22 protein-coding genes and 1 pseudogene are annotated in these 22,961 nt (G+C 68.6%); 14 read left to right on the top strand and 9 right to left on the bottom strand.

Annotation, left to right across the window (positions count from 1 at the left end; genetic code table 11):
- Positions 1-73: 73 nt before the first annotated feature.
- Entirely contained in the window at positions 74-1,375 is a 1,302-nt protein-coding gene (locus ACWCO8_RS17940) for an aminotransferase class III-fold pyridoxal phosphate-dependent enzyme (RefSeq protein ID WP_451033006.1), read from the bottom strand.
- An 82-nt stretch (positions 1,376-1,457) separates the two neighbouring features.
- Positions 1,458-2,720, bottom strand: coding sequence for a hypothetical protein (locus tag ACWCO8_RS17935; protein ID WP_451033005.1), 1,263 nt, complete (start codon positions 2,718-2,720; stop codon positions 1,458-1,460).
- Between the two features lie 276 nt (positions 2,721-2,996).
- Here ACWCO8_RS17935 and ACWCO8_RS17930 point away from each other — a divergent pair, with 276 nt between their 5' ends.
- Entirely contained in the window at positions 2,997-4,382 is a 1,386-nt protein-coding gene (locus ACWCO8_RS17930; protein ID WP_451033004.1) for a sporulation protein, read from the top strand.
- Between the two features lie 121 nt (positions 4,383-4,503).
- Here the strand turns inward: ACWCO8_RS17930 and ACWCO8_RS17925 are convergent, their stop codons facing one another.
- Positions 4,504-4,860 carry a hypothetical protein gene (locus ACWCO8_RS17925; protein ID WP_451033003.1) on the bottom strand — a complete coding sequence of 119 codons (357 nt, stop codon included), beginning with the start codon at positions 4,858-4,860 and terminating at the stop codon, positions 4,504-4,506.
- Positions 4,861-5,432: 572 nt separating this feature from the next.
- Here ACWCO8_RS17925 and ACWCO8_RS17920 point away from each other — a divergent pair.
- Positions 5,433-5,621: a hypothetical protein gene (locus ACWCO8_RS17920; RefSeq protein ID WP_451033002.1), complete on the top strand. Its 189-nt coding sequence runs from the start codon at positions 5,433-5,435 to the stop codon at positions 5,619-5,621.
- Positions 5,622-5,769: 148 nt separating this feature from the next.
- Here the strand turns inward: ACWCO8_RS17920 and ACWCO8_RS17915 are convergent, their stop codons facing one another.
- Together ACWCO8_RS17915 and ACWCO8_RS17910 are read right to left on the bottom strand one after the other, a co-directional pair.
- Positions 5,770-5,979: a hypothetical protein gene (locus ACWCO8_RS17915; RefSeq protein WP_451033001.1), complete on the bottom strand. Its 210-nt coding sequence runs from the start codon at positions 5,977-5,979 to the stop codon at positions 5,770-5,772.
- A 64-nt stretch (positions 5,980-6,043) separates the two neighbouring features.
- Positions 6,044-6,634: a TetR/AcrR family transcriptional regulator gene (locus tag ACWCO8_RS17910; protein WP_451033000.1), complete on the bottom strand. Its 591-nt coding sequence runs from the start codon at positions 6,632-6,634 to the stop codon at positions 6,044-6,046.
- Between the two features lie 142 nt (positions 6,635-6,776).
- Between ACWCO8_RS17910 and ACWCO8_RS17905 the strand changes: the two genes are divergently transcribed.
- From ACWCO8_RS17905 to ACWCO8_RS17890, 4 genes and pseudogenes are all read left to right on the top strand, one after another.
- A complete protein-coding gene (locus ACWCO8_RS17905) occupies positions 6,777-6,962 on the top strand; it encodes a hypothetical protein (protein WP_451032999.1) in 186 nt (61 codons plus the stop codon).
- A 56-nt stretch (positions 6,963-7,018) separates the two neighbouring features.
- A complete protein-coding gene (locus ACWCO8_RS17900; RefSeq protein ID WP_451032998.1) occupies positions 7,019-7,957 on the top strand; it encodes an SDR family NAD(P)-dependent oxidoreductase in 939 nt (312 codons plus the stop codon).
- A 326-nt stretch (positions 7,958-8,283) separates the two neighbouring features.
- Positions 8,284-8,466 (top strand): annotated as a pseudogene (locus ACWCO8_RS17895) (GNAT family N-acetyltransferase); the annotation flags it as partial.
- A gap of 49 nt (positions 8,467-8,515) precedes the next feature.
- Entirely contained in the window at positions 8,516-8,995 is a 480-nt protein-coding gene (locus ACWCO8_RS17890) for a hypothetical protein (RefSeq protein ID WP_451032997.1), read from the top strand.
- Positions 8,996-9,150: 155 nt separating this feature from the next.
- On the opposite strand, the gene ACWCO8_RS17885 is transcribed toward ACWCO8_RS17890, so the two are convergent.
- Positions 9,151-10,218, bottom strand: a complete 1,068-nt coding sequence (locus tag ACWCO8_RS17885) for an RNA polymerase sigma factor (RefSeq protein WP_451032996.1) — start codon at positions 10,216-10,218, stop codon at positions 9,151-9,153.
- A complete protein-coding gene (locus ACWCO8_RS17880; protein WP_451032970.1) occupies positions 10,211-10,435 on the bottom strand; it encodes a hypothetical protein in 225 nt (74 codons plus the stop codon). Before ACWCO8_RS17880 ends, ACWCO8_RS17885 begins: the two co-directional genes overlap by 8 nt.
- A gap of 664 nt (positions 10,436-11,099) precedes the next feature.
- On the opposite strand from ACWCO8_RS17880, the gene ACWCO8_RS17875 reads away from it, so the two are divergent.
- The 4 genes from ACWCO8_RS17875 (at position 11,100) to ACWCO8_RS17860 (ending at position 14,344) form a co-directional block, all read left to right on the top strand.
- Positions 11,100-11,405, top strand: coding sequence for a hypothetical protein (locus ACWCO8_RS17875; protein WP_451032995.1), 306 nt, complete (start codon positions 11,100-11,102; stop codon positions 11,403-11,405).
- A 20-nt stretch (positions 11,406-11,425) separates the two neighbouring features.
- Positions 11,426-11,998: an RNA polymerase sigma factor gene (locus ACWCO8_RS17870; protein WP_451032994.1), complete on the top strand. Its 573-nt coding sequence runs from the start codon at positions 11,426-11,428 to the stop codon at positions 11,996-11,998.
- 5 nt (positions 11,999-12,003) lie between these two features.
- Positions 12,004-13,689 (top strand): IclR family transcriptional regulator domain-containing protein, encoded by a 1,686-nt coding sequence (locus tag ACWCO8_RS17865; RefSeq protein ID WP_451032993.1) that lies wholly within the window; start codon positions 12,004-12,006, stop codon positions 13,687-13,689.
- Between the two features lie 328 nt (positions 13,690-14,017).
- Entirely contained in the window at positions 14,018-14,344 is a 327-nt protein-coding gene (locus ACWCO8_RS17860) for a hypothetical protein (protein ID WP_451032992.1), read from the top strand.
- Between the two features lie 146 nt (positions 14,345-14,490).
- Here ACWCO8_RS17860 and ACWCO8_RS17855 read toward each other — a convergent pair whose 3' ends face one another.
- Entirely contained in the window at positions 14,491-15,141 is a 651-nt protein-coding gene (locus ACWCO8_RS17855) for a hypothetical protein (RefSeq protein ID WP_451032991.1), read from the bottom strand.
- 433 nt (positions 15,142-15,574) lie between these two features.
- Here ACWCO8_RS17855 and ACWCO8_RS17850 point away from each other — a divergent pair, with 433 nt between their 5' ends.
- Both ACWCO8_RS17850 and ACWCO8_RS17845 read left to right on the top strand, forming a co-directional pair.
- Positions 15,575-15,712, top strand: a complete 138-nt coding sequence (locus tag ACWCO8_RS17850; RefSeq protein WP_451032990.1) for a MerR family DNA-binding transcriptional regulator — start codon at positions 15,575-15,577, stop codon at positions 15,710-15,712.
- 6 nt (positions 15,713-15,718) lie between these two features.
- Complete coding sequence (locus ACWCO8_RS17845; RefSeq protein WP_451032989.1) at positions 15,719-16,021, top strand: MerR family DNA-binding protein; 303 nt, start codon at positions 15,719-15,721, stop codon at positions 16,019-16,021.
- A 631-nt stretch (positions 16,022-16,652) separates the two neighbouring features.
- On the opposite strand, the gene ACWCO8_RS17840 is transcribed toward ACWCO8_RS17845, so the two are convergent.
- Positions 16,653-17,456, bottom strand: a complete 804-nt coding sequence (locus ACWCO8_RS17840; protein WP_451032988.1) for a tetratricopeptide repeat protein — start codon at positions 17,454-17,456, stop codon at positions 16,653-16,655.
- Positions 17,457-18,274: 818 nt separating this feature from the next.
- Here ACWCO8_RS17840 and ACWCO8_RS17835 point away from each other — a divergent pair.
- Positions 18,275-20,050, top strand: a complete 1,776-nt coding sequence (locus ACWCO8_RS17835) for an FG-GAP repeat domain-containing protein (protein WP_451032987.1) — start codon at positions 18,275-18,277, stop codon at positions 20,048-20,050.
- Between the two features lie 391 nt (positions 20,051-20,441).
- Complete coding sequence (locus tag ACWCO8_RS17830; RefSeq protein WP_451032986.1) at positions 20,442-22,688, top strand: FG-GAP repeat domain-containing protein; 2,247 nt, start codon at positions 20,442-20,444, stop codon at positions 22,686-22,688.
- The last annotated feature ends 273 nt before the right edge of the window (positions 22,689-22,961 follow it).

The raw sequence follows: 22,961 nt of genomic DNA, 5'->3' as shown, positions 1-22,961 counted from the left end.
GACCCCAAATCGAGTCGCTCACAGGTTCGTTGGGCTGTTCGACTGGGTCGTGCGAGTGCGGGTCGCCTGGTATCTAGGTGGTTCGGTTCAGGGTGGTCACGGCCTCGGACAGCGCCGTGACCAGGAAGTCGATGTCTGCGTCGGTCGAGGTGAGCGGCGGGGCGACGACCAGGCCCTCGCTCGTCGGGTGGCCGGCTCCAGTGAAGGGGTAGAGGAAGACACCTCGGTCCTCGACGGCCTTCATCAGGGGCCAGAGGGAGCCTGCGGTGACCTCGACGCCGTACAGGAAGCCGAGGCCCCGTACGTCCCGCACCGGGCCCACGCCGTTCAGGGTGTGAAGGGCGGTGCCGAGGCGTTGTGCGCGGGCGGTGAAGGCGGCCATGTCGATGGCCTCCAGTTCGTCGAGCACGCCGAGGCACGCGGCGGCCATGAGCGGGTGCGTGGCCATCGTGCCCATCGCGGGCAGGGGGGCGGCGTCCTCGTGCCGGATCAGTGGGGCGATCTCGGGTGACACCAGAATCGCGCCGACGCCCGTGTACCCGGCTCCGAGGCCCTTGGACAGGATCACCATGTCAGGCTCGCAGCCCTCCCAGTGGTGGCTGGCGAGCGGCGTCCCGGTGCGCCACAGCCCGGTGAGCACCTCGTCGTGGATGACCAGGACACCCCGTTCTCGGCAGATCTGAGACACGCGCCGCAGGAAGCCTTCCGGCGGCACGTACGCGCCGCCCGTGGTGCCGTTGACGGGCTCGATCAGGACGGCGGCCACGGTGTGCGCGCCGCGGCGGTCGATCTCCTTCGCGATCTCCTCGGCGCACGAGGCGTCGCACCGGCCGTCCTCGTGGGCGTGTGTCGGGGGGTAGGGCGCGGGGAATGCCGGGCCGAGGCCGAGGGTGTCTTCCGGGTGGGGGCGGCGGGCGTGGTTGCCGGCGAGTCCGAGGGTGAGGGCGCTGTTGCCGTGGTAGCTCAGGGTGGAGGTGAGGATGTCGCGGCGCTGCTGTCCGTCGCGGACGCGGGCGATGTTGCGGGCCAGGCCGACGGTGACCTCGACGCCGAGTGTTCCGCAGGTGGTGAGTGCGACGGAGTCGTCGGGCCGGCCGACGGCGCGGCAGAGGCGGTCCATCAGTTCCATCTGGATGTGCGGCTGGACGACGGCGGCTCCGCCGAAGGTGTAGCGGGTGAACTGCTCCTCGATCCGGGCGCGGACCTTGGGGCTGTTCTGGCCGACGTTCGCGCAGAGCAGGCCGCTCGATCCGTCGAAGATGTGGCTGCCGTCCGCGCGGTGGAGCCAGGGCCCGTCCGCTCCGACGACTTCGAAGCCGGGCAGGGGCCGGGTCGAGGTCAGCAGCCGTGCGCGGCGGTTCTCGTACTGATCCACGTGGGGTCCTCCTCGAGGGTGTGTCTCAGGGGTGGTGGGGCCGCGCATGACCGAGCGTGCGCGGCCCCGGAGGGCAGTCGGGTCAGCTCGTGAGCGCTACCGGCTGGCGGTCGCGGTCGTCGATCAGCACCTTGAGGTGGGTCAGCGCCTCGATCGCCCCGGCGCGGACGATGACGTCGCCTTCGCGTGCGCCTTCGATCGGGTAGGGCTTGAACTCGCCGCTCTCCATGAGCCCTTCGGGGTCGACGAAGAACACCTTCATGCCCAGGGCGCGGGCGCGGGCCTGGACCGCTCGGCGGTCGGCGTGCAGGCCGATGACGAGGATCGCCTTCGCTCGCTCGTCGAACGGTACGGGCGGGATCTTCTGGTCGTAGCGGCGCACGAAGCACTCCTCCAGCCCGCCGCGCGCGGCGAGCAGGTCGAAGTTGTGCTGGATGACGGGGCCGACGAGGTGTCCGGCGTCGTGCAGTTCCTTGAGAACCTGGTGCGCGCGGGTCGGTTCCGCCTCGAACGCCGCCTTGAACATGGCGGTGAGCTGCCCGGCCTTCGCAGTCGGTCCGGTCAGCATCTCCTCGATCAGCGTGTCGTCCCCGGGCCGCAGGGTGAACTGGTGCGACTGGGTGAGCGTGTTGTCCTTCCGCGACGTGACCCGGTACACCTCGTGCAGGAAGTGCAGCGGCGGCACCCCCGCCTCGATGGACGAACCGCACCCGAGCTCGACCATGAACGGCATGTGGTCCACCAGCTCGGCCAGGTCCTCGGCGATCGTCGGCTCGCCGCGCTGCTCCTTGATCCGCATACCACCGGCGAGCACGTTCCAGGGCAGCTGCCGGACAGTCCTGGGGACCTCGAACTCGTCGGTGATGTAGCAGATGTCGACGCTGCGGAAGCCGGCCGGGGTGTCGCGGTCGGCCCGCTCGTCCTGCGGGTGCTCGTCGTACGGGGTGATGGTGACCCGCAGGTCGCCCTTGCACCAGGTGCCGTCGTCCTTCTGCTTCCAGCGGCCCTCGCCGAGCCAGGCGTCGACCCGCGTCAGGTACGCGTCGATTTCGGCGGCCGGGGCGAGGACCGAGTGGTAGAGGTACAGGTTGGCGAGGACCAGGCGCGGAACCGGGAAGGTGTAGTCGAGGTCGTACTGGTTGCGGTAGTGCACGATCCGGCGTCGCCCCTGGCTGTCCTGGGACCAGCCGGACTGCTCGGCGTTCGCTTTGTCCTGGGTCCTGCGCCAGATGCCGTCCTCGAACCGCCGGTCCCGCTCGTGCGCGCCGCTCGGCGCGTAGTGGCGGTTCCAGGTCTTCACCTGTTCGTCCGTGAGCTGCTCGATCACGCTGTGCGGGAAGAACACGATGCCTCCTCAGGTCACGTTGGGGGCTGGGCTGCGGGCGCGCAGGGAGCACGCCGCGCGGCCTTCGAGCACCGTCCGCAACCTCGGCCTCAGGGGTCCGGGCGGGCGGCACGACTCCCAGGTAACCGGCTGCGTCCTGCGCGGAGGAGGCACACAGAGGGGGCTAACAGATCACAAGGGATAGCCGGGGGTTCACCAGGTCCTGCTCCTGGGCCTACGCTCGGTGACCCACCCCACGGCAACGAGGCCGTGGGACCCCGAACCGAGGGGGCTTCTGTGGCAGCCACACGGCGGCGATCCGGGACGCCCAACGAAGACCTGGCACGGCTCATCCAGGCGGCCGGCGCCAGTCACAAATCTCTCGCCCACCAGGTGAACCGGATCGCCCGGGAGGCTGGACGGGAGACGAAGTACCTTCACACCAGCATCGCCAATTGGGTGAACCTGGGGATGATCCCGCGAGATCCCGTCCCGCAGTTCTTAGCCGCTGCGCTGGGAGAACGTCTGGGCAGGCGGGTCACGGTCGAGGAAATCGGCATGTTCTCACGTCAACGCGGTGACGCTGACATGGGGTTGGATTTCCCCCGCGACCCCACCGATGCCATCCGCGTCGCCGCGACCTACTGGAGAACCGTGGACCGCCGAAAGTTCCTCCGCAACGGCTTCGCCGTTTCCGCCTTCACCACCCCCGTCACCCGTTGGCTTACCCAGCCGGCCGACGCCGCATCAGTCCACCATGGCGGCCAGCGGGTGGGACGGGCGGACCTCGACGAGTTGTGGCAGGCCGCTGACGAGGCACGACTGTGGGACTCGAAATACGGCGGAGGAAACTGGAAGACCAGCTCGGTCACCGAATGCCTCCGGCTGCGGGCCGCTCCCCTGCTCTCCGGCACCTACTCGGAGAGCATCGGCAAGGAGCTGTTCTCCGCGACGGCCGAGCTGTCCCGGGTCGTGGGCTGGTCCGCGTTCGACATCGGCCAGCACGAAGCCGCGCAGCGTCACTTCGTCCAGGCGCTCCGCCTCGCCCGCGCGGCCGGGGATGTCCAGGCCGGCTGCTACATCATGGCCACGATGGCCCTGCAGACCCTGCTGCGCGGCTACCCGCAACACGCCGCGGACATGGCCGAAGGCGCCTACGAACGCGCGAAGAACGTGGCTGCCCCGCGCGTGCTCGCCTTCGTCAAACTCGCTGAGGCCCGGGCGCACGGCCGCGCGGGCGACCACAAGCTGGCCGGTGCCGCGCTCGCCCGCTCCGAGAACTTCCTCGGCTCCATCCGCCCCGGCACCCGGGATCCGGAGTGGCTGTCTTACTTCACGCCCGCCCGCCTCGCCGCGGACGCGACCGAAATCTACGGCGACCTGGGAGACCCGCAAGCCGCGTTCGCATGGAACGAGCAGGCCGACGCCATGCCGTCCGACCGGTTCACCCGCTCCGTCGGCATCCGCCTCGCGGTCCTGGCCCGCAGCCACCTCCAAGCCAAGGACCTGGACCAGAGCCTCGCCGTCGGCTCCAGGGCTCTCACGGCCCTCCGCACGGTCTCCTCGACCAGGGCTCACGGATACCTGCTCGACTACACCGCCTCGCTAGAACCCTGGAGGAAGAACCACCACGTCTCCGAGTTCATCCACCAGACCCGGACCAAACTCGCCACCACACCCTAGGAATAGAACCCTCGAGGGCAGTTGCTCGCCCGAGCTCGGTGGGTCCGAATCCGGGGCTCAGACGGCTCCTGCGCTGTGCGCTCAGCATGGCGCAGCCAGCCGAGGCACCAGTGTGCGAATGTCACTGGCCTTCCGTCGATGCCAAGGAGCGGTGTGAGGCGGCGTCGTCCACCCGGGAGTCCGACGAGATCGTGCTGCGGTGACTGCCGCCGATGATCAGCCACTCCTGCTGGGCGCACCCCAGGTGGCAGATCACGATCACGCCGACTGCCCGCTCGGGGGCGAACATGACGGCGTCCCACCGTTCCTCCCATGCCTCGATGGCGTCGTCGAACTCCTCGATCTCGTCGAAGTCCTCTTCCTCGGGACGTTCAGCAAGGAGAGCTTCGACGAGCTCGCGGTCCGGGCCTGCTCGGGAAAGGACTCGGCAAGCCGGGACAGGTCTGCCATGTCCGCGCCGTCGCCCTCCCACCGCCAACGGCCTTGCACTTGCCGCACCGAGAACAACCCGTAAGCGGGACCAGCGCCACCCGCGCCGAGATTAAGGAAGAGTGTTCGGAACTCCACCGGCAGCCGCACCTCTATCTGCGCCTCGAGCTCTGCGAGCTCGGAGTGGCTGAGCGGCTACTCCTCAACCCATCTGTGCCCCAAGGCCCCGAACACTTCGCTGCTCGCGGCGAACACGCCCAAAGCCTCGACCCGTCGACGGATGCCGCCCAATGCTGATCACTCATGGGGCGCAAGGTAGGTGCCGCCACCGACATTGACGCCGACGGGCCCCTCCTGGAAGCCAGGTGGGGACAGTTCGAACCGCTGCTAACGGGGCCAGATGAAAGCTGTCACAGCCGTGCCACGAAGACCGTCTTAGACCCAGGAGCATCACGGCGCACAAGGGGGAGTCGGCGAAGGGTTGCCGGTTGCCGACCTTGCGGTAGCACCAGCTCTCGTAGGTCCTGTACGCGGGGGACTCGCGCCCGGCCTAGCGGCGCCGGGAACCTTGACGCCGACTACGTGGCGCAGTGCCATGAATATGGACCGAGGGGGTGCGGGATGAAGGACGAGGACAGCGACACCGCGAGCCAGGGCGACGTGCCCCCACGGCGCCGGGGTTCCTCAGATTTCCCAGGCACGTTCTGGACCGTGCTGCTCGCGCTGATCGTGCTGGGGCTGTTCCTGTACGGCCTCACACGGGGTGAGGGCAGCGGAGGGCACCCCGACGGGTACTCCGGTTGGCACTGAGCAGAGGTCGCGCACACCTCCGCCAGAGCCTCGGCGTGGACACCGTGTACGAAGACCGCGGACACGGTGTCCGGACAGCAAGCTCTGGCTCCGGCTCTGACACCAGCTCAGCCATCGGGACCGACAACCGTAAACAAACACATGCAGGTCAGATTCCTGAGAAAATCAGCGTTCCAGCGCCAGCAGCGGCGAACGCGCCTCCGATCACCCTGCACGTGATCACACCACCAGGCCAGGTCCAATAGGCATACGACATGCCCTGGAACCGGTCGGCGAAGCCTCGGACGTTGGCAGCCAGGAGTCCGCCGCCCACAAGAGCGACCACTCCCCACACCAGCTCGAACGCATGACTGGTCACGAAGTGAGGATAGCCAGCTGAGAAGGCCGACGGCGCCCGTCGCGTGTGATCCGCCGGACAGGACCTAGCCGGATCGCCCGGCCTCGCCGAGACCGGGCCGGATGGGGTCGACCAGCATGTGCACGAGTTGCTCGACGCTGACGTGCCACGTTTCCTTGGCCAGGTGGCCGCTGAGTTCCATCCCGGCGATGCCGTAAGCACTGGACATCAGCAGAGCGCCGTAACGAGGGGCGTCGGCCTCGCCGACCACATCCGCGACGAGCGCCAAGAACTCGCTTGCGAGGCGGTCCGCGGCCTCGACGGCGGCCGGAGTGTTCGCCGGAGTGCCGAACATCAGCGCGAACAGGTGCGGCTGCCGGCGGGCGACCGCGATGAGCGCCAGAAGACCTCCTTCAAGCCGCGCTCGCACAGGGGCCTCGAGGTTCGCGCGAAGCCGCCCCGCCTCCTCTGCCAGTGAGTTCCACGCGTTGACGGCAAGCTGGGTCAGGAGGTGGTCCTTGTTCACGAAGTGGCCGTAGGGCGCGCCGCGGGAGACCCCGGCCCGCGCGCCCACCGCGCGCAGGGTGACCGCGTCCGGGCCACCTTCGTCAAGCAGCTCGGACGCGGCACTGATGAGCGCTCGTCGCGTGGTCGCTGCGGTCTCCGCTCGTGTCATACAGCCATCTTACTTGACAATGTCATCTGAGATGCGACCCTGGATCACGTGACAACGTCACATGAAACCCTGGGCGGCGACGCTCGCGTGCTCCGCCTGCTTGATCGCGCCGGGGAGGAGCGATGTTCAGATCCGCTACGCCGTGAGCACCGACTCCCGCGACTGGGAGCTGTTCCGCAGCTGCTTTACCGAGGAGGTCGAAGACTTCGAGCGGACCCCGCACGGCTGGCGGACCGCCCGGCTCAAGCTGACCGCCCTCTGGGTGACCGGCAACTTCGGCGTCTTCCAGACGGCCCTCAGGCCCCAGAACGCCGCCACGCCGGCCTGAAGCAGGCCGTCCGCCGAAACGCCCTGACGAGACCCTCGAACTGGAGACACCTGGCCATGGCACCACCACCCCACGCCGTTCCCGACCTTGCTGGCCGCACCATCGTCATCACCGGGACCACCTCCGGCCTCGGCCGTGCCCTCGCCCCTGTGCTGGCGGGGGCCGGCGCCCGGGTCCTGATGACCGCTCGTGACGCCAGGCGCGGAGCGGCGGCCGTCGAGCAGGTGCGGGCGGGCATCGACGGGCCGGGCTCGGCCGAACTCGTGCTGCTCGACCTGGCCGACCTCGCCTCGGTGCACACCGCCGCCACGGACATCCGGGACCGCACCGGCGACCGGGTCGACGTACTGGTCAACAACGCCGCCGTGTCACTGGGACCGCACGAGCAGACCTGTGACGGGTTCGAAATGCAGATGGGCACCAACCACTTCGGCCCGGCCGCACTGACCTGGCTGCTCATGCCGGCGCTGCGCGGGGCCGGGCAGCCAGAACGGCCCGCGCGGGTGGTCACGACGTCGAGCCTCGGGCACCGCACCGGCGGCCTCGACCTCACCGACCTGCACTGGGAGCGCCGTCGCTACTCACCGACACGCGCCTACGGAGCCTCCAAACTCGCGAACCTGCTGTTCGCCGCCGAACTCGACCGGCGACTGCGGGGCACCGGGGACTCAGTACTCTCGATCGCCGCCCATCCAGGACTGACAGCCTCGGAGCTGCTCAACAATGCCCTCGCCCGCAGAAACACCTGGGGCGCCCGCATGCTCGTGATACCCGACCGGTACCTCTCCCAGCCGGTGGCCGCGGGCATCCAACCCCAGCTACTCGCCGCCACCGGACCGGTCCGTGGTGGTGACTACCTTGGCCCGACCGGCCCCTTCGAGATCCGTGGCCCAGCCGGTCCCGCCCGCCGCACCGCGACCGCACGAAACCCCAAACTCGCACGCGAGCTGTGGCAGCTCACCGCCTCCATCACCGAGATCACGCCAGACCTCTGACCCACGATCAATACCTGACCTCGACCCGGCACAGCTCTTGCCACCAGCGATGCACTTGAGCACCCCACCATCCGCCGCCACCTGACCGGTGAACACCGGCCACGGCCAGATCCGTCTCGGGCAAACGACCTTTCCCCGAGCAAGATCAAGAACGGTCGGCCGAATCCTTGCTGGTCTTCGATCGGTTCTCAGAACCCGTTCTCACGCAAAGGCTGGCCGGACCCCCTCTGAGAATTGTGTTGTACGGGAATCCGGGGTCGTGACGGACACTCAGGACCCCTCGCCGCGCAACGCGGACGACGTCGAGCGCTACCCCTGCCCCCGCTGTGATGGATCACGGATACCACCGACTGGTGATCGACCCGGCCGCCGACAATGCGGCCGCCATTCGGTGCTACCGCAAGGTCGGGTTCCGCCCGGTGGGCATTATGCGGCAGTACGAGCGCGGCCCGGACGGCAGCTGGCACGACGGGCTGCTGATGGACCTGTTGGCGGAGGAACTGGAGTAACGAGGTTGTGCGCGATTGAGGTCCGGGGGCCGTAGCCGAGGATGGCTCTATGCATGCTCTTATCGATCAACCCGAAGTCCGTCGGGTCTCGCGGGGCGAGTACCCCTTGTGGGACGAGGCTCTTGCGGTCCTCAACCAGGACTTGGCCGTGACTCTTCCTGAGCAGGGACCTCTGCAACTTCTGGCCCAGCCTTCCTACGAGGTGGGCGAGCCGGAGTGTGTCTACGTTGCCCTGGCCAACGGCGAGTGGCACGGCAGTCATTTGTACCCGAAGACGCCAGAGGACTCTGCTCATGCCTTGGCGATCGTCGCCGACGCCGCCCAGGACACCGTCGCTGAGCGTCTGTGGCAGGCGTGGCCCCTGTGTGTCGAACACGACCTGGGCATGCATACGCGCGACGTGGAGGGGCTGCTCTCCTGGTGGTGCGCCGGGAGGCGGTCGGGGGGCGGGCCAGGCCACATCTGTGCGGCCGTGGGCGCGCTCGAGGCTTTCTCGGGCGCCCGCACCGGCTTGCAGGCGGCACCGTGAAGTAGCCAGGCGATCCGGCCCGAGAGTGTGAGAGGGAGAGCTGAAAATCTTCTGACTGGGGTGTGATTGGCTCGGCGCCCATGGCCCGTCAGCAGGCCACCAGCTCGGGGGTGGGCATCCGCCGGAGCCGCATGAACGGAGCTGCGCCGTGCTATTTATGGCGCGCCTTCGGCGCCGCCGAAGCCGTCGTAGCTGCGGTCTGTTTGTTGTTCCCGGAGTGGTACGGCGGGGCCAGAGCTGTGTGGGCGGCCGAGGACCTGGTTGTGGGGTGATCCGGGCACGATGTCGGTGACGTCGGTATCGCTGAACCGGCAGCGCAAGCGGATCCGGTCGGTTGAGGCGGTAGACAGGCGGCCGCGGCGGAGCGTGTCGAGGGTGATCCAGTCTTCGGGGATCTGGAGTCGGTCGGCGTAGTGGGACGGGGTGGGTGGATTTCGCCGGTTGGTGAGCTCGGGGTCGATCTGGAGCATGGCCTGGAGGACGTGAGTGTCGCGGGCCTGCTGGTTGACGCGGTTGCGCCGCCGCCGCCGGGTGACCAGGCCGACGGTTGCGATGAGGCCGGTCGTGAGTGCAGCGAGGGCCATTTCGACGAGCGGAATGCTGGGTTGCGGCGCTGCGCCGTCGGAGCCGGCGTCGAGCCACAGGGTGGCGGCTGCTGCGGTCCAGAGGGTGAGGCCGACACAGGCGATGAAGGCGAGGGCGGTGGCGAGGTACTGCGTTGCGCGGCCGATGTGGGTGGCTACGGTGCCTTTGTGGAGGCCGGTGATGGTCGCGATCTCGGCGTGGCTGTAGCCGATTCCCTTGGAGAGCAGGATCAGGCGGCGTTGCTGCGGCGACATGTCCTTGAGGGCGTCTTCGAGGTCGAGCCGCCCGTCGATGTCCTCTTCCACGTGCGACACGTGGAGTGCCTTGTAGGTCTCGGCGGTGCGGTCGGTGGTGTCGATGGGGTCGGCTGGCTTGCGGCGGGCTTTGTCGGCGGTGTCCCTGACCTTGTTGCGGACGACGGCGCACAGGTAGGGGTACAGGTCGTCGATCTGCTTGTCCCGGGCGTTTTCGAGGACGGTGAGGAGGGCTTCTTGGAGGATGTCCTCGGCGTCGACGCGGGAGGCGGGCAGGCCGGCGGCGTTGAGCTGGCGCCGGGCAAGGCGCCGGAGCGCCTTGCCCTTGTCCTGGTGGACCTGGGTGAGCCGTTGGTCGAACGGCAGGTGGTCGGCGTCAGGCACGCTCGTGGTCCTTCGTGCCGGCGCCGTGGTGGTCGGTGGGGGCAGGGAGTTGGACCTGGGCCTTGATGACCTGTGCCGCGCCGTGGGCGCGGGCGAGGTCGGCCATGCCGTTCGCGTGGATCAATTCGGCTTCCCCTCGGGCGCGGCTGCGGTCGCCTGCGATCTTGATCAGCTTGTCGGCGATGGGGACGAGCACGACGAGGGCTGCCGCGATCACGATCTCCATTGTGTTCCCTTCGGACGGGCTGCGCGGGCGGTCCGCGTGAAGCCGTTCATGGGAGGAGGGGCGTGTGGCGGCCTTCTGCATGACACGAGGTGCCCGTACTCTTCCCGGCTCCTTGTCAGGTGTTGGCGCGCCCGGCGGCCGAGAAAAGAATCTTGAATCCGCTGTCATGCGGATGCCGTGCTCGTCCCCCTCTCCAGGTGAGGCCCGCCCTGCCGTCCGCACCCGACCCGACAGCAGTAGCAGCAAACAGAACGCCAATCGCGCCCTCACTGCCGCTGTCTTGATCGAGAAGGAGCCGGGTCCGCGGGGAGCGCGCACTGTCGGTACCGGACCGGCACGACGGGCATGCGTCGCCACCTTCGCCAAACCGGGCATCTGCTGTGGCCAGGGGCTGGGCGAACCTGGACTTCGCGGAAGTCCCGTCAGAGCCCTTTCAGGAACCCCGTCACGGCGGGCGGTCGCGCGGATGTCGTCGCCAGGCGCTGGGGGCGAGGCAGCCCGTCAGCACGTGGTGTTCAAGTTTGATCACGGTTCTGTCGTTTCTGGGCAGTTCCGGTTTTCTCCGGTCGCGGCGGGAGAACGGGGGGTGCCGGACAGTCAAGAGGGCGAGGGCGCATCCCGCGCGCCTCGTTACCTCATACGGAGAGCGACTCACATGATGTCGTCCTTGGACTGGGCCGGGCTTGTCCCGGCCATCGCGGCCGCCGTGCAGACGGCGGCCGTTGTGGCGCAGGTGTACTGGGACCGGCGGCAGCGCGGGGCTCGGATGACGCGGCGCCCTGTCTGCGGCGAACCGGTGCCCGGGTGCGTCGGGCCCGAGGCGCGCGGCTGCCTCGCGGTTCACGTCCAGGTCGGCGTGCTGCCCTCCCGCGCCTTGGTATCGGTGATCGTGCGGGTGGGCGAGGCCGGCGGCGCGAACGGGATGCCGCTGCCACCGGCGAAGGGTCATGGCCCGTGGTAGGGGAGGGGCCATCGGCGACCATGGACGCCGACCTGGCCCAGAGGCTGCTGGACTGCTATCCGACGTTCATGAAGGCGGAGGTGATCATCCTGCGGAAGATGACGAACTACCGCCTCTCCCGGCAGGCGTGCCAGGACGTCGCCCAGGAGGCGTACGTGAAGGTGGCGGAACGGGTCATGGCAGGCCGGCTGGGCCCAGGAGTTCAGCTGGCGGCGTACCTGAGGACGGCATCGAGGAATCTGGCGATCGATACGTTGAAGGCGCAGGCCCGGCTCACTTCCGTGGGCGACGACGCAGAGCTGGACGTGCTGGTGCCGGAGCGACGCCGGGCTGCCGATGACGTCGATGTGCTTGAGGAGCTCGTCGTTCCCGCGATCGACGCGATGCCGCTGAGCCGCCGCCGGAAGGTGGTGCAGCTACAGAGCCAGGGACTGAACGACAACCAGATCTCCAAGGTGCTCGGCATAGGCCCCGACCGTGTTCACCGCGACCGCTACGACGCTGTCATCGAGCTGCGCGGCGAACTGGGCAAGTACATCCGGGATGGGCATCGGAAGAAGAAGACAACGCGACGCGTGAAGAAGGACAGGTGAGGGCTGTGAGCCGCTTGAACAAGGACAGCGGCCGTCGTCCGGCGCCGGAGACTCCCACCGAGCTGCGGGCGCTCATGAACCGGATCACCGGGCCGCGCGATTTCTGGGACCGTCCCGACGGCGACTTCGGCCCCCTTACCCACCTGTACGAGCTGGACACAGAGGCGCGCGAGCGTGCGAACTCCCACTACCGGCTCGGCTCGAAGGCCCTGGGCCGGGGCGAGCTGGCCACCGCGGCGGACTGGCTGGGGGAGGCGGCCTCGGCCGGACACCCCGGAGCGCTGTTCCGCCTCGCTCTGGTTGTGCTACGGGCCGCAGGGCAGAGCGAGGAGTGGGCGGACAACGCGCGGTTCCTCGTCATCGAGGCCGCCCGGCACGGACACGGCGACGCCCGGCGCCTGCTCGCAGCGGACGCCGGCCGCACCCTCTCCTCCGAGCCCACGCGCACCGAAGACCCTCCCTACTTCGAGGAGCTGCGCCGCCGGCTCGGCACCCCGCTCCACTTCCTGCAGCCCGACGCAGTCCCGGCCCAGCCGACTCCGGCGCCGGAACCCGGCCCTGCCAAGGAGACCCGCCGGGCGGCCGACCCGGTCAACGGCGCCGACGTCGGACGGGCCGGGCTCGTCCTCGTCCCCGCCCCCGTCCTGCCCACGCAGTACGGGCGCGCACCGCACCCCCACACGGTGCCGGAGGCGGACCGGCCCCGGCTGACCGCGCTGCCCGGCGGCCTGGTCCTGCCCGTCCCCGACCTCACGCCGCCGCCCCCGGTCACACCCCTGGTCGTACACACCCCCGTCGACCTGCGCGGGGAACCATGGTGGTCAGCCAGCGCCCTGCGCCCAGCCGTTCTGACCGACATGGCACGTCACAGCGCCACCCCCGCGGTGGTCCCGGCCCGCTGGCAGATCACGCAGCGGGCACGCGACATGCTCCTGCTCATCCAGCAGGCCGACGGCATCGACTCCCGCACCCTCGCGCGGCGAACCCGTATGCCGATGAACCAGGTCGTCCGGCTCGTGGACTGGCTCCGCTCGGAACAGTTCGTCGACAGCATCGCCGGCGCCCACTTCCCCGGGCCACTGATGAAACTGGCCACCGGCACCGACCCAGACCACACGCTCTTGAAGGACACGCTCGCGTCCCTGCGCGACGAACTCGGCGCGGCGGTCTACATCAGCACCTACACCGACGGGGAAATCACGGTCCGGGAATCCGCGTCCAGCCAAGACGCACCTCCGGTCGAGGAGGTCGCACCCTTCCGCGACACCGGGCACGCGAGTGCCAACGGCAAAAGCCTCCTGGCCCAGCTCGACTTCGCCTCCCGCATGGACCACCTCTCCCGCTACCCCTCGGTCCAGCTCACCGGCCGCACCATCACCAACCGTCGGGTGCTGATCGAGGAACTGGACGGCCCAGGACCGCACAGCGCCCAGTTCGACCTGCTCGAATACTCAGAGGCGGTGCTCTGCGTGGCCTACTCCCTCGGCCTTCCAGGACGGGCCTCCAGCATCGCCCTGTCCCTGCCCGTCCATGAACACCTCCGCCTCATCGACGCCGCACGCACGCTGAGCCGACGTGCCACAGGAATCCTCCTCGCCAGCCTGCTGGCCGAGGACGTGCAGCAAACGACCAGAGAGCAGCGGACCGCGTGGCAGCAACAGGCTCCTGAAACCCGGCGCGCCTTACCGTAGGAGAGGTTCAGGGCTCGCCACATTGACCGAGCCCCTGAACCGCCCGCCGGGATCAGTCCCAGTTCGGATCCGAGCGTCAGGCCCAGGAACACGGTGCAGTCCGGTGCCGAGGTCAACGCTGTGCGCTGCGCTGGCCTCGAGCAGCCCCCGTCGCCGGGTCGCGGCGAGGTCCTCGGCGCTTTCGCGGCGCGGGTGGATGCCGCTTGAGTCCTGGGTGAGCATCGGCCATGGAGCCAGTGGGAATGGCTGGCTCCTGGCCAGGCAGGGCATGGTGGGGCAGGAGAGACTGCCAGTCCGGCTGGACCAACTACAGGACTGAGGAGTACTCGTGACCCCTGTGAAGCGAATCGCCACCACCATCGCCTCCGTGGGCGGGCTCTTGTTCATGGCGGCACCCGCGTCCGCCGCGCCGACCGCCATCTGGACGTGCAACGCACCTCAGTACGTGACGGGCAGCGGCGGGCATGCCGGTGTCTCGCTCCAGTGTTTCGGGACTCAATGGACGGACAAGTTCAACACCGCGGTGACCTGCAAGCGGTGGGACAACGGCTACGAGTACCGTCACGACGGCCCGATCGTGGCGACCGGTCACACTTCGACCGTGTGGTGCGACCTCGGCGCCCGTATCGTCCACGTGGCCTACGTCGCCTGGTGACCTGAGCTCCTTCGCACCACCCACCACCCACCGCGCTATCGCCGACCTCAGGCTGCACCAGCGGAGGTGAGCTGGAGCTCCGTGGCGTACTGGTCGTGGTTCACGAGCATCATGACGATCGACGGGTAGCTTCTTCTGCGGAGAGCTCAGCCCTGTCGCCGCTTCTTGAGCACCCGGTCATCCTGAGTCTCCTTCCAGAGCTCGTAGGTTCGTAGGTACGGGTCACCCGGCTCTGGGATCGGATCTTCGCGTTGCCAGGCGCCAAGCCACTCCAGCGCATTGTTGATCATCTCGCGCATCGAGCGCTTGTTCATAGCGCCGGGGTTGACGGAGTTGAGGGCCCACCAGTGGTCGAGCATGTCGAGCACTTGGAGAAGGCGTTCGCGCAGGATCGAGTTCCGAAGGGTGCGAGCGGCAGCTTCCGCCGGTGCGAAGATCTCCTCAAAGCCCCGGTGCCACTCGCTCTCCCTGGCTCTCGTCATGAGTCCGACCCATGCGATCCGGTCTCTGGCCTGTCCGCGGTCGTACTCGGCGGGCATCGCGGCCAGGTGCTGCCGCATCCGAATGAGTTCACCGACCAGAGCGGCGGCGGCAGTGCCCTCTGCGGCCTGTCGCCGCTCCCCGGCGAGCTTCTTCTGTTGGTAGACGGTGCCCTGGAAGGACAGGGCCGCACCGACAAGTGCTCCACCGAGTCCAACGACGGCTGTGATCCACTCACACTTTCTCAGAGTCTCCGAGGCTGCCCGCGACGGGTACCGCCGAATGAGTACCCGCTCGCGCGCCGCCTCGTGTGCCACCCAGCAGCGCCGACTGCCGAGTTCGCCAGTACGCCTCAACTCGCGGTCACGTAAGCCCCCGCAGGATCCACCACCGGTGCCTGTAGCGCTGGTCGAGCCGGTCGATCACAGGTTCCAGGAGCAGAACCGTCACGGTGGCGCCCTCGTGACCACCCCAACATGGGACTGCGGCAGTGTTTTCAGAGGCAGGTACAACGATCTCCCGACTCGAACCCCCGGCAGGAGACAGGCGTGTGGCACACCGGCGAGCACGTCGTGGAGAGCGAACGCCAGACGTGGACCTGGGAACCCTCACGGGCCTCGGGCCGCTCGTCCTCGGCGCGAGCCATGAAGCGGTCCTCTAGGCCCACCTGATGGGCCTGGACATCGAGGTGGACCAGGAGCACGCCGCGGTCCTCGATGCCCTGGCCGCGCGGACCGCCGGGGGTCGGCAGTGAACGCGGGGCTGCGCAGCGGGCAGGTCGCCGAGGCAGCCGGGGTGAACATCCAGACCCTGCGCTACTACGAGCGGCGCGGGCTGCTGGCCGAGCCGGAACGTAGTAACGGAGGCCACCGCCTATACGGCGAGTAGGCCGTCGTGGCACTGCGGGTGATCAAGGCGGCTCAGCGGCTCCGGTTCAGACTGGAAGAGGTCGCCGAGCTGCTGGAGCCGGGCCGACACCGGCACGGCCGCCCCGTCTCCGGTCTCCAGGAGCGGGCGCAGGTGAAGCTCACCGAGGTCGACGCGAAGATCGCCGATCTCACCACCATCCGCAGCGCGCTCGCCGCAGCCGTCGAGGCCGGGTGCGACGACCTGACCGTGTGCGCCGGAAGTTCCTGCTGCCCCATCCCTGCACCGACCCTCGCCGAGGAGAACCGCCATGCCGGACCCTGCTCCTGACCTGCGCCCCCACCACACCCCGAAGGCCTGGGCGGCCTGGCCGCTCTGGCCTGCGTGGCGTGCTGCGAACTGCCGGCCCTGATCACCGCCGGGGTCGTCGGCGCGGGCGCCAGAGCGGTGGTGGGCTGGCTGCCCGCACTCGCCGCCGTCCTGGCTGTGCTCGCCACCGGGAGCTGGTGGCTCGGACAGCGCCGCGGCTCCTGTTCCTGCGGGCCGAAGACCGCAGGCGGGGACGCCGGCGGCTGCAAGCCGTCCGGCGAGCCCTTGAAGATCCCGGGGCGGGAGCCGTCGGGCTTGACCTTCGAGCCACGCGCCGCCGGCCCGCTCGTTGGTCGGGGTGTGACTCTCTCCGCCCTCCAAAGCTCTTCGGCCGCTCGTGTCTGCTCCCGGCGCCGCAGCGCGGCCGGTGCCAGCGAGCACTGGGTGTCTGCGGTGGCTTCGGCCAGGGTGAGGGTGCGGCAGTTGTGGTGCGGTCGGCGTAGGTGACGTTGAGTGAGCCTGGCCGCGATGCTCTGGTCGTGTCGGAGTCGGGCGCCGAACTGCTCGACCAGGCGGAGGACGGCCCGGTGGTGTTGCTCGGAGTCGAGTGCGTCGAACCATGCATGCGGGAGTGGCACTTCGGGACGGAACATCACAGGCGGTGGCGCCGACGGCGCAGGATGACAAGGTTCTCGGCGGCTTCGCGGTCGCCTGCTGCGGCGGCCCGGCCGTACCAGTGTTCTGCGCCGTCGAAGTCTCCGCGTTCGCGCAGAAGGTTGGCGAGGTTGAACGTGGCGTTGGCGTGGTGTGCTTCTGCCGCTCTCCGGTACCAGGTCTCCGCCTTCTCCAGGTCACCGCTCTCGTAGGCGAGGAGGCCCAGGGAGAAGGCTCCGTGAGGGTGTCCGGCCTCGGCGCTGGCCTGGGCCCATCGTTCCTTCTCGGCCAGGTCGCCGCGTTCAGCCGCTATGGAGGCGAGGTTGTACATGGCCAACGCGTCACCTCCCTCGGCGGCGCGCAGCAGCAATTCATGACCGGCGTCGTCGCCTTGAGTGATCAGGAACAGCGCGTAGTCGTTGGCGGATCCGGGCACTTCGGCCTCGACGGCGCGCTGGAAATGGAGCGAGGCCGTTTCTGAGTCACCGAGTGTCTGGTGAAGATCGGCAAGGCGGTAGGCCGCCAGATCGTCACCAGCATCCAAGGCCTTCGTCCACCATGCCAGAGCCTCGGGCGCGTCTCGCTTGAGGGCACTCAGGTCGCCGAGTCCGAGCATGGCCCGTGCCTCCCCCTGCGCCGCTGCTGCGCGCAGTAAGGGCTCGGGGCGGTCAGGTGCGGGAAAGGGCGGATCAGTGGTCACCTCTCCCGTGAGCTTGCGTACCTGTCGCCGCGTCAACCACTGCCGGCCTGCCCACAGGGCGATCACCAGAAGCAGACCCAGGTACACCGGCCATCCCTGCATGTCACGGCCTTCCTCTCATCAGTGGCTCGCCTGACACCACTCGTCGCTTGCCCTCATGCTTCCCTTGGCCTACGGACGACATGTAGTAGCGCCGTGATCCGCGCTGGCGCGGCCGGTCTCCGTTCGCGGTCGCGAGCAGCAAGGAAGGTTCCGACTCGGTGGCGGAGCAGGTCGGTGAAAGGCTGGGTGAGATCACAGGCCCGGGTGAAGTCCGCGCAGGTCGCGCCAGCCTCGCCATCAGACGTTGGATGGTGTCGTGGCCCTCAGGTCGCCACGCGGTTGGGACGGTTGATTCGTCAGTGCCGTACAACTATTCGATGGGATGGAGGGTCTGATCATGCGCAGTCCAGGGTGTACGTGGGCTCCTTGAAAGGAACCCACGTTGATCGATGCTCGCCCGGCCCGTCGGCGGCTCGCCATCGCCGTCGTATCCGTCCTTGCCGTCACCACTGGTGCAGGCGCGCTGACCGGCGCTGCAAGCGCAGCCCCGGCCCTCAACGGTACGGCCGCGGACGTGACAGCCGAACAAGCTTCCGTGGCCTTCCCGCCCGGGGTTGAATTCGGAGGGGTCACCTCCAGCGGCTTCCTGGTCTGGAACCCGAAGACCTCGGAGAGGTCCTGGATGCGTGCGTCGGACGGAACCATGACGCCGCTCGGAACGTGGAGTACCGCTGTCCGCGATGCCGGCCTCGGCGACAACGTGGTCGTCGACAACGGCTCTCAGGCCACCCTCACCGACATGGCAACTGGGCGGACGCTGCTCACGGCCCCACTACAGAGCGAGCGGATACACGTTCGCGGGCGCAGCCGGCACTGCCTTGTTCGTCGCGAAGGAGAACTGGACCGGCGGTTCGCACCTCCACGTGCTCCGGTCCGGCAACACGACCGCAACTGGGATTCCGGTCGAAGCCACCAACATCGACGTCGCACCCGCTACTGCCGAGCGGGCGTTGGTGACCTATTCCGTGGGCAGTGGCACGGCAGTCAAGAGGTTCGTGGCCCTGCTGGACCCCGCCACGGCCACAGTGGACGAGACGCATGAGCTTCCCGCTGCGGCGAAGGGTAATGTCGCCGTGTCGGGTACCCATCTGGCCTGGGTCGAATACGGCGCGAACAATGAAGCTTCCGTCGTGGTCGTCGACCGGGCAACCGGCGAGCGAAAGGCCACAGAGGTCGGCAACGCCTGGCGGCGCGATATCGAAGTCGAACTCATCGGTGACTGGGTTACCTACGGCGCCCGCAGCGGCCTGACGGACATCGAACAGAACCCTCTGCATGCCTTGACGGCGCGCAACATCAAGGACGGAACCACCGTCAACCTCCTGACCCATGCCATCTCTGCCGACACCGCCCCTGACGGCACCTTGGTCGTCCGCGGTGGCACGGTGGCGCAGGGCGAGGGTCTCTTCCGGATCGCGCTGGGCGCGGAGGGCGGCCCGGTCGTCACGCTCGTCGCGAGCAGCGGGGAGCCCACGAAGGTCGCCTTGCTGAGCAGCAAGGTTCCCGCCGTGATCGACCTCGATCTGAACGGCGGCAGCGCGCCCCTCGAATTCACACTGTCGCGCTACAACGTGCAGGCGAAGGTGACGCTGCGGCACGCACGGACCGGGAAGTTCACTGTCGCGCACTTCACCCAACCACCGAACGGGGTTGTACGCTTCGACTGGATCAGCGAGCTCAACAACGGAGGCTTCACTCCCGAGAGTGCCTACAACGGTGACTACACGTGGGAGATCAGTGCCGAGCCGATGAACGGCATCGGGCCAGCTCTCAGCGAGTCGGGGACTTTCAAGGTCACGCGCACGGCAGCCCCGCACGACTACAACGACAACGGCTCCCCGGACGTCCTCATGCGTGACACCGCGGGCAACTTCTGGCGCGCCGACACCCACTACGACGCGCTCAACAAGCAGCTGCGTCCAGCGGAACGGAAACTGCTGGGCGGCGGCTGGAACATCTTCAACCAGATCGAGGCCGCGGGAAACATCTCCGGAAGCACGGCTGGTGACCTGGTAGCCCGTGACGCAAGTGGTGTCCTGTGGCTCTACCAGGGCCGCGGGGACGGTACCTTCGCCGCCCGAACGAAGATTGGGGCCGGCTGGCAGATCTACAACAAGATCGCCGCAGGATCCGACCTGAACAGCGACGGCAAGGCCGACCTCCTCGCCACCGACACCGCCGGCGGACTCTACCTCTACAAGGGCACCGGCAACGCCGCATCACCCTACGCGGCACGCGTGAAGGTCGGCACCGGCTGGGGCATCTTCAACCAGCTCACCGCCGTCGGCAACATCGCCGGCAGCGCCGCCGGTGACCTGGTCGCCCGTGACGCAAGCGGTGTCCTGTGGCTCTACCAGGGCCGCGGGGACGGTACCTTCGCCGCCCGAACGAAGATCGGTGCCGGCTGGAATACGTACACGCACCTCGTCGGCGTCGGGGACGCGAACCGCGACGGACGCCCCGACCTGTACGCCTATGGCGCCAACGGCACCTACCTGTACAAGGGAACGGGCAGCGCGTCCGCACCCTTCGGAGCGAGGGAGAGGACCGGAGTTCCCGACACGGCACCCCTGTCACACACCTCCGTTGTGTGACGAGAACACCAGCGAAGCTGACTGCTGGGTCACCGGGACTGTGGCCGGGTGCCGATCACAGGGGTTTCGGCGAAGCGGGCAACGGTACCCGCCCTTCGCATGGCCCGAGTAGGCCCCGCCGATGCGGTGAGCACGGGCGGGGCCGGGGGGTGTCGCACGGTTGACGGCGCGCGGGACCCTGACGAGCGGTGCGGTCCGCTCCGTTCACACCAACGATCCGACCCCCGTACGGACACAGGCACGGGCCCGGGGCGTCTATCCGTACCTGCATCTCGAGATCCCCGCGCTCCAGCAGCTCCGATCGCGCAGGGCACGTACAACCTTCTTCGTGTTCGAGAGTCTGACTCGGCGAAACGCATGGTGCGCCTGGTCTTCCTGAGGAGAACACACCTTGTCCCACGCCCGTCCCGCCCGTCGGCGTCTCGCAGCCGCCGTCGTCACGGTGCTCGCAGTCACCGCCGGTTCGACCGCTCTGACCGCCCCGGCGATCGCCGCCCCGACTGTCGAGGGTGCGACGGAAGCGGCGGCGGTGACCACGACGAACGCCGCACCGTTCCCGAAGAACAGCACCATCTTCGGCGCGACCGCCACGGGCTACCTGACCGAATCCCACCCCCTGGACTCCGACGCCACGCGGTCCTGGGTTCCGGCGGACGGCTCTCCCGCGAAGGGACTCGACTGGGCCGCCGACACCAAGAGCACCGGCTCAGGCGACATCGTGTCCTCCAGCTGGGCCACGGGTGCCGACCTCACGGACATGGCAACCGGCCAGAAGCTGGTATCGGTCTCCACCGCCGAGGGCTGGTACGCGGGAGCCGCGGGCAAGGCTCTGTTCACCACCCTGTTCGACGTGGACGGCGACAAGGTCCTCCACATGCACACCGCGACCGGCGGATCGGGCAAGGTGACGACCGGTCTTCCAGGGGACGCCGAATACGTCAGCGTCAGCGCCGGCACAGCCGATCATGCCCTGCTGACCTACAACGTCGAGACGGATGCGGTGGTCAAGAGGTACGTGGCCACAATCGACCTCGCCACCAACACGGTGACCGAGACATACGAACTGCCCCGTGCCTATACAGACGGCATCATCCTCTCGACGACGCACCTCGCCTGGGTCCAGTACGACGCGGCGTCCAACGCCACAGTGGTCGCCTACGACCGCGCGACGAAGGCAGCGCAGAGTTTCGCAGTCGGCAACCTCTGGCGGCGCGACCTCGAGGTCGGTCTGGTCGGCGACTGGGTCACCTACGGCACACGCAGCGGCCTCACCGACCCCAGGGCGGATCCCCTGCATGCCCTGACCGCGCGCAGTCTGAAGGACGGGACCACCACCCGCAAGCTCCTCGACCACACCCTGACGGCCGCTGCCGCGCCCGACGGCGCGCAGATCGTGCGCGGCGGCACGGTCGGGCAGGGCGAGGGTCTTTACCGGATCGCCCCCGGTGCCGACGGGACCCCCGCGGCCACGCTCGTCGCGAGCAGTGGCGAGTCCACCAAGGTCGCCCTGCTCAGCCACAACATCCCTGCCACGGTCGACCTCGATCAGAACCGGGGCCAGGTGCCGCTCGAATGGAAGCTGTCCCGGTCCAACGTGGAGGCCCGGGTCACCCTGCGCCACGTCCGGACCGGAAAGATCATGGGCAGCACTCACGGGTTCCGATTCCCGGACAACGGGGTCGTGCGCTTCGACTGGATGGGCAATCTCGACAACGCGCCCATGAACGACGAGACGGCGTACAACGGCGACTACACCTGGGAGATCAAGGCCCATCCCCTGAACGGCATGGGTCCGGCCCTGACCGCCACCGGCACATTCAAAGTCGTCCGCAAGCCCGCTCCGCACGACTACAACGACAACGGCTCCCCAGACGTGCTCCTGCGCGACGGCTCGGGACGGCTGTGGCGCGCCGATTCGCACTACGGCCCCTACGACTACTACGACCCCTCCAAATACCGGCTGTCGTCGGGGGAGGAGAAGCTCCTCGGTGCCGGCTGGGGCGGTTACAACCAGATCGAAGCAGCCGGGAACATCGGCGGAGCCGCCCACGGGGACATCGTCGCCCGTGACACGGCCGGTGTTCTGTGGCACTACCTCGCCAACGGCGACGGTACCTTCGCCGGCCGGTACAAGATCGGCTCGGGCTGGGGCGTCTACAACAAGATCGCCGCCGGAAGCGACCTCAACGGCGACGGGAAGCCCGATCTCCTGGCCACCGACGCCGCCGGGGCCATGTGGCTCTACAAGGGCACCGGCAGCTGGCGGACTCCGTACGCGACGCGCGTGAAGATCGGTACGGGCTGGCAGGGATACAACCTGATCACTGCAACCGGCGACATCGCCGGAGCGCCTGCCGGAGACCTGGTCGCCCGTGACAGCTCGGGCGTCCTCTGGCTGTACCTCGGCAAGGGCGACGGCACCTTCGCACCACGCAGCAGGGTCGGCGCTGGCTGGGGCGGGTACAGCCACATCGTCGGCGTCGGCGACGCCGACCGTGACGGCCGACCCGACCTGTTCGCCACCGTCGCTGGCAACACCGACACGTACCTGTACAAGGGCACCGGAAGCTGGAGAGCCCCGTTCGGGCAGCGCGAGGCCACCGGCCTGCCCAACAACAGGCCCACCTCCGTCGCCTGATCCGACGACAGACGGCCCGGGCATGGCCGCGCGGACGAGGACGGGGTCGCACATGTCCCGGTGGAACCCGCACGAGGCGCTGGTCGACTCGGGCAGTTTCTCTACGGCGATCGTGCGGGGGTCGCGGCCGCGGGCTCGGCCCCGCAGGGTCCGCCCGGCCGTCCCGCCGAGGATCCGGCACGCGGTGGTCTCGTCGATCGCGGCGAGCGCGCCGATCGTGTGCAGTCCCACCTTCCGCAGCTGGGCCGCCTGGGCGGGGCCGATGCCGTGCAG

Source organism: Streptomyces sp. NPDC001927 (assembly GCF_053594455.1).
Note: the sequence above shows the minus strand (reverse complement) of the source record. Positions and strands in the feature narration are given on the sequence as shown.